This is a genomic window from Streptomyces sp. NPDC007346 (genome assembly GCF_040703535.1).
In the GTDB taxonomy this organism is placed as follows: domain Bacteria; phylum Actinomycetota; class Actinomycetes; order Streptomycetales; family Streptomycetaceae; genus Streptomyces.
On sequence record NZ_JBEYKR010000195.1, the window covers coordinates 1 to 10,813 of the forward strand.

Annotated in this window: 10 protein-coding genes; 4 read left to right on the top strand and 6 right to left on the bottom strand. The window is 73.3% G+C overall.

Features of this window, described 5'->3' with window-relative positions; translation table 11 throughout:
• Positions 1-143: 143 nt before the first annotated feature.
• Together AB0917_RS31365 and AB0917_RS31370 are read right to left on the bottom strand one after the other, a co-directional pair.
• Positions 144-1,205, bottom strand: coding sequence for a lactonase family protein (locus AB0917_RS31365; RefSeq protein WP_366823084.1), 1,062 nt, complete (start codon positions 1,203-1,205; stop codon positions 144-146).
• Between the two features lie 118 nt (positions 1,206-1,323).
• Complete coding sequence (locus AB0917_RS31370) at positions 1,324-2,832, bottom strand: FUSC family protein (protein ID WP_366823085.1); 1,509 nt, start codon at positions 2,830-2,832, stop codon at positions 1,324-1,326.
• A gap of 228 nt (positions 2,833-3,060) precedes the next feature.
• Between AB0917_RS31370 and AB0917_RS31375 the strand changes: the two genes are divergently transcribed.
• The 3 genes from AB0917_RS31375 (at position 3,061) to AB0917_RS31385 (ending at position 5,754) form a co-directional block, all read left to right on the top strand.
• Positions 3,061-3,546, top strand: a complete 486-nt coding sequence (locus tag AB0917_RS31375) for an Lrp/AsnC family transcriptional regulator (RefSeq protein WP_366823086.1) — start codon at positions 3,061-3,063, stop codon at positions 3,544-3,546.
• Between the two features lie 91 nt (positions 3,547-3,637).
• Positions 3,638-4,342 carry an HAD family phosphatase gene (locus AB0917_RS31380; RefSeq protein ID WP_366823087.1) on the top strand — a complete coding sequence of 235 codons (705 nt, stop codon included), beginning with the start codon at positions 3,638-3,640 and terminating at the stop codon, positions 4,340-4,342.
• 224 nt (positions 4,343-4,566) lie between these two features.
• Complete coding sequence (locus AB0917_RS31385; protein ID WP_366823093.1) at positions 4,567-5,754, top strand: serine/threonine-protein kinase; 1,188 nt, start codon at positions 4,567-4,569, stop codon at positions 5,752-5,754.
• A gap of 22 nt (positions 5,755-5,776) precedes the next feature.
• Here AB0917_RS31385 and AB0917_RS31390 read toward each other — a convergent pair whose 3' ends face one another.
• The 3 genes from AB0917_RS31390 to AB0917_RS31400 form a co-directional block, all read right to left on the bottom strand.
• A complete protein-coding gene (locus tag AB0917_RS31390) occupies positions 5,777-6,769 on the bottom strand; it encodes an aldo/keto reductase (protein WP_366823088.1) in 993 nt (330 codons plus the stop codon).
• A 108-nt stretch (positions 6,770-6,877) separates the two neighbouring features.
• Positions 6,878-8,206 (bottom strand): ricin-type beta-trefoil lectin domain protein, encoded by a 1,329-nt coding sequence (locus AB0917_RS31395; protein WP_366823094.1) that lies wholly within the window; start codon positions 8,204-8,206, stop codon positions 6,878-6,880.
• A 278-nt stretch (positions 8,207-8,484) separates the two neighbouring features.
• Positions 8,485-9,399: a glycoside hydrolase family 16 protein gene (locus AB0917_RS31400; RefSeq protein WP_366823089.1), complete on the bottom strand. Its 915-nt coding sequence runs from the start codon at positions 9,397-9,399 to the stop codon at positions 8,485-8,487.
• A 304-nt stretch (positions 9,400-9,703) separates the two neighbouring features.
• Here AB0917_RS31400 and AB0917_RS31405 point away from each other — a divergent pair, with 304 nt between their 5' ends.
• Positions 9,704-10,291, top strand: coding sequence for a DNA polymerase ligase N-terminal domain-containing protein (locus AB0917_RS31405; RefSeq protein ID WP_366823091.1), 588 nt, complete (start codon positions 9,704-9,706; stop codon positions 10,289-10,291).
• 178 nt (positions 10,292-10,469) lie between these two features.
• On the opposite strand, the gene AB0917_RS31410 is transcribed toward AB0917_RS31405, so the two are convergent.
• On the bottom strand, positions 10,470-10,700 hold the full coding sequence (locus tag AB0917_RS31410) for a hypothetical protein (RefSeq protein ID WP_366823092.1): 231 nt from the start codon (positions 10,698-10,700) through the stop codon (positions 10,470-10,472).
• Positions 10,701-10,813: the final 113 nt, after the last annotated feature.

The following is a 10,813-nucleotide window of genomic DNA, read 5'->3' on the forward strand; positions in this document are numbered from 1 at the left end:
GCCAGATGATCCCTCCGGTCCGGGCCGCGGCTCTCCGTGATCCGGCCTCCGCGGTCCCCCGCCTTCCGGGCCCACGGCTCTCCGTCTCCGGACTGCCCGTCCCCGGACTATCCGTCTCCGGTCCTCCCGGGTACGGCCCCGGGTCAGTCGAAGACGACGCAGGAGGCCGCCGGGACCTCGACGGAGCCCGCGTGCCGCGGGACGCCCGTCTCCGCGTCCACGGCGAACCAGCTGACGTTCCCGGAGTGCTCGTTGGCCGCGTACAGCCACTGGCCGCTCGGGTCGAGGGTGAGGTCGCGGGGCCAGCGGCCCCCGCAGCCGACGGTCGCCACCAGGGCGGCCTTCTCGCCCGTCTCGTCGAGGGTCAGCACCGAGATGCTGTCGTGGCCCCGGTTGGCGGTCCACAGGAAGCGTCCGTCGTGCGCGACGACCACCTCGGACGGGTAGGTCCGTACGGAGCCCTCGGCGGACCCGGCGTCGCCCTCGGGCAGCACCGACGTCTCCCCCAGCGGTTCCAGGCGGCCCGCCTCCGCGTCCCAGCGGCACACGGTGAGGGTCGGCACCAGCTCGTTCAGGACGTAGGCGTAGCGCCCCGAGGGGTGGAAGACCAGATGGCGCGGCCCGGTGCCCGGACGCAGCGCGCTCTCGCCGTGCGGCTCCAGGGCGCCGGTGGCGGGGTTCAGGGCGCCGATCCACACCGAGTCGGTGCCCAGGTCCACGCTGACCACCCAGCGGCCGGAGGGGTCGATCAGCACCTGGTGGGCGTGCGGGCCCTCCTGGCGGTCGGTCTGGGGTCCGCTGCCCTCGTGGCGGTGGACCGAGGTGAGCTCGCCGAGCGACCCGTCGGCGAGGACGGGCAGGACGGTGACGCTGCCGGAGCCGTAGTTGGCGACGACCAGGTGGTCCCCGGCGAGCACGAGGTGGGTGGGGCCGTCGGCGTCGACCGGCTGTACAGGGCCCCGGAGAGCCGGTACGTCGCCGCCGACGTCGAAGACGGCCGCCGAGCCCGGGGCGCTCGCACCGACCGCGTACAGGGCCTCTCCGCCCGGTCCGAGGGCGAGGAACGACGGGTCCGGCACGGCGTCCGACGACCCGAGCACGGTCAGCGCTCCGGTGTTCCGGTCCACCTCCGCGACGGTGACGCCCAGGCCCCCCTCCGAGGTGAACGACCCCATGTATGCCCGTCCGGTGCTGCTTCCACCCATCGCACTGCCCCACTTCACCGTCGCCGTGATCTTCGGGCCGACGGTAGCAGGCAGCAGCCGGCCCCACTCCGGGGTCCCGGCCGATCCACGGGAGAGCCCCGGGCGGCGCACGGCGTACTCAGGCGGCGATCGGGGCCCGCGGCGAGCTGTGCAGGGGCGTGGCGAGGTCGGCCAGCGCACGCTCCAGGCCGTGCAGGTGGGCCAGGGCGGGGTGGTCCAGGACGGCCCCGGACTGCGCACCGGCGCCGTCGGCTCCGCGCGCCTGCCGGTTCTCCTGGCGCAGCAGCTCCTCGACCGCCTCCTCCACCCGGGAGCAGGCGGCCGAGAGCCGGGCGTCGTGCGAGGCTGCCGGGTCGGCGGCGATGGAGGCCAGGCCGCGCACCTCGCGTACGCAGTCGTCGAGCAGGGCGAGCACCTGGCGCGCCCGCGCCTTGCGCGCCTTCAGCGGGCTCAGGGGGTGCACCAGCGGCGCGAGCGAGAGCCGGACCCGGCCGAGCAGCACGTCGAGTTCGGCGACGTGGGGGGCGGGGTCCGCGCTCACCGAGCCGGCGAGGCGCTCGGCGGCCTCGGCCGTGCAGGCGTGGACGCACACCAGCGCCTTGCGGATCCACGCGTCGGTGATGGCGTGGGTCGTCACGGGCAGGACCAGCAGCACGGCCAGCACCGCCCCGAGCGCGCCGACGGAGGTCTCGGCGACCCGGAGCCAGAGCAGGGAGGCGTCCAGGACGCCGAGGACCCCGTAGAGCATGCCGACCATGACGGTCACGAAGAACATCATCCAGCTGTACGAGACCGCCGCCGTGTAGAAGATCCCGAAGACGCTCACCGCGACGAGGGCGGCGGTCGGTGCTCCGGCGCCGTCGAGCGGGATGGCTACGAGGAAGCCGGCGGCGATGCCGATCACGGTCCCCAGGACCCGGCGGAAGCCGCGTACGAGGGTCTCGCCGCGCGAGGTGGTGTTGACGAACACCCACCAGGTGGCGCCGACGGCCCAGTACCAGCGCTGGTCGGAGAGCGCCTGGCCCAGCCCCAGCGCGAAAGCGCCGCCCAGGGTGGCCTGCACCGCCTGCCGGGTGGTGACGCGGGCCAGCCCGCGGCCCTCGGGAGGAGCGGGGGCGGCCACGACGGGCAGCCGTCGCTCGTAGCACCACAGGCCGAAGCGGACGGCGAAGGAGGCGCCCACGGACAGCAGGACGGCGGCGTACAGCTCGGGCAGCTGCTCGGGCACCGTGTGCAGGAACTGGGCGGCGAAGAAGGTCATGAAGGCGAAGACGCCCAGCGAGTGCCCGCGCGGCCCCCAGCGCCGGGCGTAGACGCCCGCGCCCATCACGGCGAGGAAGACGAGATCGCGGGCGACGGGCCGGTCGTGCAGCACGGCGGCGACGGCGAGGACCGGGAGTCCGGCGACGGGGAGCAGGGCGGTCGTGACGGCCTGCCGGCGCACGGTGGCGTCGGTGACGGTGAAGAGGGCGAGCAGCGCGGCGAGGCCGCCGGTGATGGCCGCGACGAGCGAGTGGCCGACGAGCCCGCACAGCGCGACCGCGAGCCCGATCCCGACGACGGCGCGGGCGGCGAACCGCAGCCGGACCCGCCCCGGGTCCGGCGCCACGAACACCTTCTTCAGCACACTGCTCCCCTTCCGCGTCGCCCGTGGGTCCCGCGCGTCCGGCATGAAAAAGGCGCCGCGGAGATCCGCAGCGCCATCGACATGAGTATCAGAGCATCCAGGAGGCGCATGGATCAAACGGGGGCGAAACCGGTGGGCCAATGGCATAGTTGTCAGCGAGATCCGTGGGCCAGGGGAAGGCCAACGGACCATCTCGGACCACCCTGACCGGAAGGAGACCGGCGGACCATGGCCGTGGACGCTCTCGACACCCGGATCCTGCGCCTGCTGATCGAGCAGCCGCGCACCAGCGTGCGGGAGTACGCGCGCATCCTCGGGGTGGCCCGCGGCACCCTTCAGGCCCGGCTCGACCGGCTGGAGCGGGACGGGGTCATCACCGGTACCGGGCCGGTCCTCTCCCCCGCCGCACTCGGCCATCCCGTCCTGGCCTTCGTCCACTTGGAGGTGACCCAGGGGCATCTGGTGGAGGTCGGCGACGCGCTGGCGGCCGTTCCCGAGATCATCGAGGCGTTCTCGACCACCGGCGGCGGGGATCTGCTGACCCGGGTCGTGGCCCGGGACAACGGGCATCTGGAGGACGTGATCCAGCGGCTGATCCAGCTGCCGGGCGTCGTGCGGACGCGGACGGACGTGGCGCTGCGCGAGCGGGTGGCGCACCGGGTGCTCCCGCTGGTCGAATCCGTGGGACGGGCGGCGGGCGACCGGGCCACCTGAGCCGGCGCCGGACCGGCCCCGGCCGACGGGCCGGAGGCCGTCCGACGCACCGGGGGCCCGGCCGACGGGTCCGTTGCGGCATGCTGAGGCCATGACCTCTCGACCCGGCCTCCACGTCATCTTCGACCTCGACGGAACGCTGGTGGACAGCGAACCGAACTACTACGAAGCGGGGCGCCGGCTGCTCGCCCGGTACGGGGTGACGGACTTCAGCTGGGAGGACCACACCCGCTTCATCGGGATCGGCACCCGCGAGACCCTGACCGCCCTGCGCGCCGAGTACGGGATCGACGCCCCGGTGGACGAACTGCTCGCCGGGAAGAACGCGCTCTACCTGGAGCTGGCGGGGGCCTCCACCGAGGTGTTCGGGCAGATGCGGGCCTTCGTGGAGCGCCTGCACGGCGCCGGGGTTCCGATGGCGGTGGCCTCCGGCTCCTCCCGGGCCGCGATCGGGGCGGTGCTCGCGGTCACCGGGCTCGACGCGTACATCCCGCTGTACGTCTCCGCCGAGGAGGTCGCGCGCGGGAAGCCGGAGCCCGACGTGTTCCTGGAGACGGCCCGGCGGATGGGGGCGGAGCCGGCCGACTGCGTGGTGCTGGAGGACGCGCCGCCGGGGGCCGCGGCCGCCCGTGCGGCGGGGATGCGGTGCATCGCGATCCCCTATGTGCCCGCCACCGCCTGCGACCCGGCGTTCAAGGCCGCGGATCTGCTGTTCGCGCAGGGGCAGTCCGCGTTCACGGCCGAGGCCGCGTACGGCTGGCTGCTCGGCGGGGCCGGGCCGGGCGCCGGCTCCTGAACGTGCCGGGCCGTCAGCCGCGCCTCGGCGGAGGGCCGTCGGGACATCGGCGGCCCCGCGGACCGATATCCTGATCATGTCGTTCACTCCGCCGCGCAGGGCCCCTGAGGGGGCAGGCCGCCGCGCGGTGGACCGGCAGTCGGAGCGGGCCTCGATTCGAGTTAGGTGAACAGGTGCTGGTAGCTGGTCGGTACCGGTTGATATCCCCCATCGGCCGTGGCGGCATGGGCGAGGTGTGGCGCGCCGCCGACGAGGTGCTGGGCCGCGCCGTGGCCGTGAAGCTGCTGCTGGCGGACCAGGCGGACGCCTCGTCGACCGCCCGGTTCCGGCTGGAGGCGCAGACCGCCGCCCGGCTGAGCCACCCGCACCTGGTGGCCGTCTTCGACTTCGGGGCCTGGGAGGACCGGTTCTTCCTGGTGATGGAGCTGGTCGAGGGGCAGAGCCTCGGTGATCTGCTGGCCGCCCAGGAGCGGGTCCACCCCGAGCAGGTCGCGCGGATCGCGGAGCAGGCGGCGGCCGGTCTCGCCGCCGCGCACCGCCAGGGCATCGTCCACCGGGACATCAAGCCGGGCAACCTGATGCTGGACGCGGACGGTTCGGTGAAGATCGGCGACTTCGGGATCGCGCAGTTCGTCGACGACCCGTCGACCGCGCTGACGACGGCCGGGCACATCGTGGGCACCAGCCTCTACCTGGCGCCCGAGCGGGCCTTGGGACGTACCGCCGACTCGGCGTCCGACATGTACTCGCTGGGCTGCGTCGTCTACCAACTGCTGCTGGGGCAGCCGCCGTTCAAGTCCGACACCGCGACGGCCACGCTGTACCAGCATGTCGACACCCCGCCGGTCCCGCTGCGGCAGCGCGGCGTGGACATCTCGGCCGCCTTCGACGCGTACCTCCTGGGCCTGCTGGCCAAGAAGCCCGAGGAGCGGCCCACCGCGCAGCAGGTCTCCGACTGGTTCCGCACCGACGCCTGGCGCGGCCGCGCGGAGCCCCTCCCCGTCCCGGCGCCCACGTCCCGCCGGGCTCCGGCTCCGCCTCCCCCGCCGTCCGCGCCGGCGGCCCCCGCGGGCCCCGCCGGCCCTTCGACGTACCGGCTGCCACAGCCCACGGGGCGAAGACGCAGTACCGCCTCCCGGTCCGCCCCGGCCCGCCGCCGCAGCACGCGGGAGGCGATCCGCCGTCGTCCGAGGGTGGCGAGCGCCATCGCGGGTACGGCGACGTTCCTGGCGGCCGTCTATCTGGGGATGGTCCTGTTCTCGCCGGACTCCAGCTCCGCCGACACCCCCGCCCCGGGCCCCACCTCGCAGGACGTCCAGGAGCAGCAGGGGGACGAGCAGGGCGGAGGCCAGGAGCAGGAGGAGGACGAGCAGGAGGGGGACGAGCAGGAGGGGGACGAGCAGGACGACTGAGTCCTGCTCGTCCCGGCGCCGGTCACCAGCGGTCGTGGACCTCCGGGCGGATGGAGCGGTCGTACAGCTCCCGTACGGCGTCCAGCGTGGACTGCGGCAGCGGCGGCAGGGAGGCGGCCGCCGCGTTGGCGCGGGTCTGTTCCACCGAGCGTGCGCCGGGGATCACGCTGGTGACTCCGGGCTGCTGGATGATCCAGCGCAGCGCCGTCTGCGCGGGGGTGGCGCCCTCGGGGGCCAGCTCCGCGAACTCGGCCGCGGCGGCGATGCCGGTGGCGTAGTCGATGCCGGAGAACGTCTCGCCCTGGTCGAACGCCTCGCCGTGCCGGTTGTACGTGCGGTGGTCGTCGGGGCCGAAGACCGTGTCCTTGGTGTACTTCCCGGAGAGCAGTCCGGAGGCGAGCGGAACCCGCGCGATGATGCCGACGCCCGCCGCTGCCGCCGCCGGCAGGACCTCGTCCAGGGGCTTGAGGCGGAACGGGTTGAGGATGATCTGCACGCTCGCGACCCCGGGGCGGGCGATGGCGGTCAGCGCCTCGGCACAGGTCTCGACGCTCACCGCGTAGGCGGCGATCCGCTCCTCGTCGACCAGGGTGTCCAGGGCGTCGTACACGGCGTCGGACGAGTAGACGCTGCTGGGCGGGCAGTGCAGTTGTACGAGGTCGAGGGTGTCGGTCCCGAGATTGGCGCGGGAACGGTCGTTCCACGTACGGAAGTTGTCCAGGACGTAGTTCTCCGGGACCTGATCGGCGCGGCGGCCCATCTTGGTGGCGACGAAGACGTTCGCGTCCGGGCGGTTCTTGAGGTAGCGGCCGATGAGCTGTTCGCTGCGGCCGTCTCCGTACACGTCCGCGGTGTCGAAGAAGGTGACGCCGGAGTCGACGGCCGCGTCGAGGACGTCGAAGGCGTCGCTCTCCTCGACCTCGCCCCAGTCGCCTCCGAGCTGCCACGTGCCCTGTCCGACGACCGAGACGTCACGGCCGGTCCTGCCGAGTGTGCGCTGTTCCATGGGGATCATGCTATTCCGCTTCTCATGTCGTAGAAGTAAAAAGGGGCGGGCGGCGGCAGGAGCACCGCTGCCGCCGACCACCGTCTCGAAGCCGCCCCGGAGGGGGCGGGCCGGGGATCAGCCCCGGTACTGCGCGAGGACCCTGGTGAAGTCCCACGGCTGCTGTCCGACACCCGAGCAGGTGTCGGCGCCGCCGCCGGTGCAGGGCCGGTCGCGGTTGACGGACCAGAAGGTCAGCCGGGCCAGGTGCCGCTGCTGGGCGTAGGCGAGGATCGTGCGGAAGTCGGCGACGGTGATGGTCTCGCCGACGTCGGTGGTGCCGTTCATCGAGGAGATGCCGGTGTGCCGGTAGGCCTGGTCGTCGCTGTAGCCGTAGGCGTTCTTGACGGCCGTCTTGAGGCCTTCGGCGGCGCGGACGCTGAGCGTGCCCATGTTCTGGCCGTTGCCACCGAAGTTGAACGGCATGATCGTCCAGCTGTCGACGGTGAGACCGGCCTGCGCGGCCCGGTTGATGAGGCTGCTGTCGGGGCCGTTCTGGCCGGTGCCGAAGGTGATGTAGAGCTTGATGCCCGGGTTGTCGGCCCGGATCGTCTTCAGGGCGTCGACCGTGCGCTGCTGGACGGCCGGGGAGTCGTAGGCGGCCGCCTCGATGTCGATGTCGATGGCCTTGAGCCCGTAGGCGTTGATCACCTTCTGGTAGGCGGCGGCCAGTTCACCGGCGCTGCCGCAGGAGCTCTCCAGCTTGTTGCCGCTCCAGCCGCCGAACGACGGGATCACGTCGCCGCCCGCCGCCCGTACGGTGTTGATCGCCTGCTGGTCCACGCCACCGGTGAGCGGACGGCGGCCGTCCCACTGGGGGTTGCAGTAGCCGTTGCTCAGGACGAAGGCCAGGGTGAACCACTTGACGCCGGTCGCGTTCATCACGGTCGTCGGGGAGGGCGGGCTGCCCCAGCCGTTGTACAGGTAGGGCGCCACGGCCATCGGGGCGCCGCCCGGGTCGGGGTCACCGCCGCCGGAGGGAGCGGTCCACTTCTGGTTGGCGGCGCCGGTGCAGGTCCAGATCTGGAGGCGGGTGCCGTTGGCGGAGCTGTTGCCGGTGGCGTCCAGGCACTTGTCGGCGGCGACGGAGACGATGTCGCGGGCGGCGGAGATCCCCCACCGCTGGGCGGCGCTCCCGTTGCAGTCCCACAGCTGAACGACGGTGCCGCTGGCGGTGGCCCCGTCCTTGACGTCGAGGCACTTGCCGAGCGCGCGGACGGTTCCGTCGGAGCGGACGTCCCACTGCTGGGCGCCCGTCCCGTTGCAGTCGTAGAGCTGGACGGCGGTGCCGTTGACCGAGGAGGCGCCGGCCACGTCGACGCACTTGCCGCCGATGCCGGTGATCTGCCCGACCGCCGCGATCTCGACGGCGGTCGCGGGTGCGGCCGGGCTCAGGAACGCGGCCATGGCGACGAGCGACAGGCCCGGCAGGGCGAGCCTGCGGAGCCGCCCGAGCGTCCCGGGCCGGTGCGGCCGGCCGGAGCCTCCGCGCCGGGGGCGCGGCGCTGCGGGGGGTCTCGGGGGCGGTGTGTCGGTCATGGGGTATCCGTCCGTTCAGGGATGGGGGCGATGCCCGTACGTATCCGGGTGGGGCCGGTGCCTGGGCGTGGAGGACCCCACGCACAGGCACCGGAGCTGCTGGTTCACCGCGGCCCGCGGGTCGCGTCCCTCGTCCGTGCGGACCGTCAGTCGTTGGTGGTCACGCGGACGTAGTCGACGACCAGTTGCTGCGGGAAGGTGGTGGAGTCGTCGGGGTCGCCGGGCCAGTAGCCGCCGACCGCGAGGTTGAGGATGAGGAAGAAGGGCTTGTTGAACACCCACTCCTTGCCGCCCAGGTCGGCGGGGGTGCGCCGCTGGAAGACGTTGCCGTCGACGGACCAGGTGATGGAGTCGGGGGCCCAGTCGACGGCGAAGGTGTGGAAGTCGTCGGCGAACGCGGCCCCGTCCGGCAGCGTGTATCCGGCGCCGATGCCCTCGGAGCCGGAGTAGCCCGGTCCGTGCAGGGTTCCGTGGACCGTGCCGGGCTCGAAGCCGACGTTCTCCATCACGTCGATCTCGCCGCTCTGCGGCCAGCCGACGTTGCCGAAGTCGTCGCCGAGCATCCAGAACGCGGGCCACATGCCCTGGCCGCGCGGGACCTTCATCCGGGCCTCGACGTGCCCGTAGGCCGCGGTGAACTTGCCCGCCGTGTTGAGACGGGCCGAGGTGTACTCGCAGGTGCCGTACCAGCACTGGTAGTTGCCGGGGTTCTCCTTGCGTGCGGTGATCACCAGGTTGCCCTGGCCGTCGAGGGCGGCGTTGCTGTTGCCCCCGGTGTAGAACTGCCGCTCGTGGTTGTTGACGTTGTCGCCGGTCTCCAGCTGCCACTTGGAGCCGTCGACCGCCGAGCCGGCCGGCCCGTCGAACTCGTCGGCGAAGGAGACGGCCGCCGCGCCCGGGGCGGGGGCGTCCGCGGGGGCCGCGGAGGCGCCGCCGGGCAGTGTGGCCAGGAGCGCGGAGCAGCAGAGCAGGGAGGCCGCGTAGAGCGCGGTGCGGCGGCGCCTGGAGCGGGGGCGGGCGGGCGGGGCCAAGACGGCTTCGTGCGGGTGGGGCACGGTCATCACATCACTTCGTGGGGGGACATGAACATGACAGTTTGGCACCGAGAGGTGAACGGTTGGGACGAACACCTCGGGTGCATATTTCAATTCTTGATTTAAGGGAGTGCCGAAGGAGCCGTCAATAACCTGGTCCAGACCGGTGAGCGAACGGACCATGCCAAGGGCATATGCACATGAAGGCATCCGGGTTCGCCGTGCGGTTCCCTCCGGACGACCGCAGAGTGGAAATACCGACCCGGTGGCGCGGCCGGGCTGCACCGGGCAGCACGGCGGGACCGGGCGGTGCGGGCAAAGGGAGCACGGCATGCGGAACGACGGCGTACCGCGGCCCCGTTTCGACGGCGTACCGCGACCTCATTTCGTCGTGCAGATCCATGACGCGCGGCGCATGCACTTCGACTTCCGCCTGGAGGTCGACGGCGTACTCAAGTCCTGGGCGGTCCCCCGCGGCCCTTCGGAGAACCCGCGCGACCGCCGCCTCGCCGTGGAGACGGAGGACCACCCGCTGGAGTACCGCGCGTTCGAGGGGGTCATTCCGCGGGGCGAGTCCGGCAGCGGCACGGTCATCGTCTGGGACCAGGGGACCTACGAGCCGCTCGGCCACGACCGGGAGGGCGACGCCGTCCCCTTCGCCAGGTCGCTGGAGCTCGGCCACGCCACGTTCTGGCTCCACGGGTCCGAGCTGCACGGCGAGTTCGCGCTCACCCGCTTCCGGGTGGGCGACGAGCCGGGGAGCGGCGGCCGGGAGGCGTGGCTGCTGATCAAGGCCAACGACCGCCTCGCCGTACGCGACCGGCCCGGCTCGCCGGACCCGTACCACGCCCGGTCCGCCCGTACGGGCAGGACCCTGCACCAGGTCGCGGTGGCGGCGGCGCGGGGGGACGCGGGCTGAGAGGCGCGGGCCTCCCGGCCGGGTGGCCGCTTCACCGCGTCCGGGCCGACGGCGCGGGACCCCGACGCGCCGGCCCCCCGGCTGCGGGAGTTCGCGGACCGTCCCCGGACCACCGCCGAGCGCGAGGCCCGACTGGGGGCGGAGCCGAAGGCCGGGTCCTCGTCCGCCGGCGCCACGGTCACGGGTGGAGCCGGCTCCCGGACACCCCGGTGCGCAGGTCGCCCGCCGGTTGATCCGGGAGTACGGCGTCCGGTGCGGCGGCCAGCGCCCGCTCCAGGTCGTCCAGGGCCCGGCGGGCGGCCGCGACGCGGGCGCGGAGCAGCTCGGGGTCGGCGGCGTACGCGGGTGGCGTCCCGGCGCGGTCCTGGGCCGCGCCGGTGCCCGCCTCCGCATCGGCGTCCGCCTCCATGGAGCGGGCCTCGTCCAGTGCAGGCCGGCGCTTTCGATGCGCGCGCTCTGGGCCAGCAGCACCTCGTCCACCAGCGCCGCCAGCGGCACCTGCTGCTGGTCTTCCAGGCCCTG

Bases quoted from the DNA above. Each gene is read 5' to 3' on its own strand.
- AB0917_RS31375 (WP_366823086.1), top strand. From the start codon at position 3,061: ATGGCCGTGGACGCTCTCGACACCCGGATCCTGCGCCTGCTGATCGAG.
- AB0917_RS31400 (WP_366823089.1), bottom strand. From the start codon at position 9,399: ATGACCGTGCCCCACCCGCACGAAGCCGTCTTGGCCCCGCCCGCCCGC.
- AB0917_RS31385 (WP_366823093.1), top strand. From the start codon at position 4,567: ATGGGCGAGGTGTGGCGCGCCGCCGACGAGGTGCTGGGCCGCGCCGTG.
- AB0917_RS31380 (WP_366823087.1), top strand. From the start codon at position 3,638: ATGACCTCTCGACCCGGCCTCCACGTCATCTTCGACCTCGACGGAACG.
- AB0917_RS31390 (WP_366823088.1), bottom strand. From the start codon at position 6,769: ATGATCCCCATGGAACAGCGCACACTCGGCAGGACCGGCCGTGACGTC.
- AB0917_RS31395 (WP_366823094.1), bottom strand. From the start codon at position 8,206: ATGGCCGCGTTCCTGAGCCCGGCCGCACCCGCGACCGCCGTCGAGATC.
- AB0917_RS31405 (WP_366823091.1), top strand. From the start codon at position 9,704: ATGCGGAACGACGGCGTACCGCGGCCCCGTTTCGACGGCGTACCGCGA.
- AB0917_RS31410 (WP_366823092.1), bottom strand. From the start codon at position 10,700: ATGGAGGCGGACGCCGATGCGGAGGCGGGCACCGGCGCGGCCCAGGAC.
- AB0917_RS31365 (WP_366823084.1), bottom strand. From the start codon at position 1,205: ATGGGTGGAAGCAGCACCGGACGGGCATACATGGGGTCGTTCACCTCG.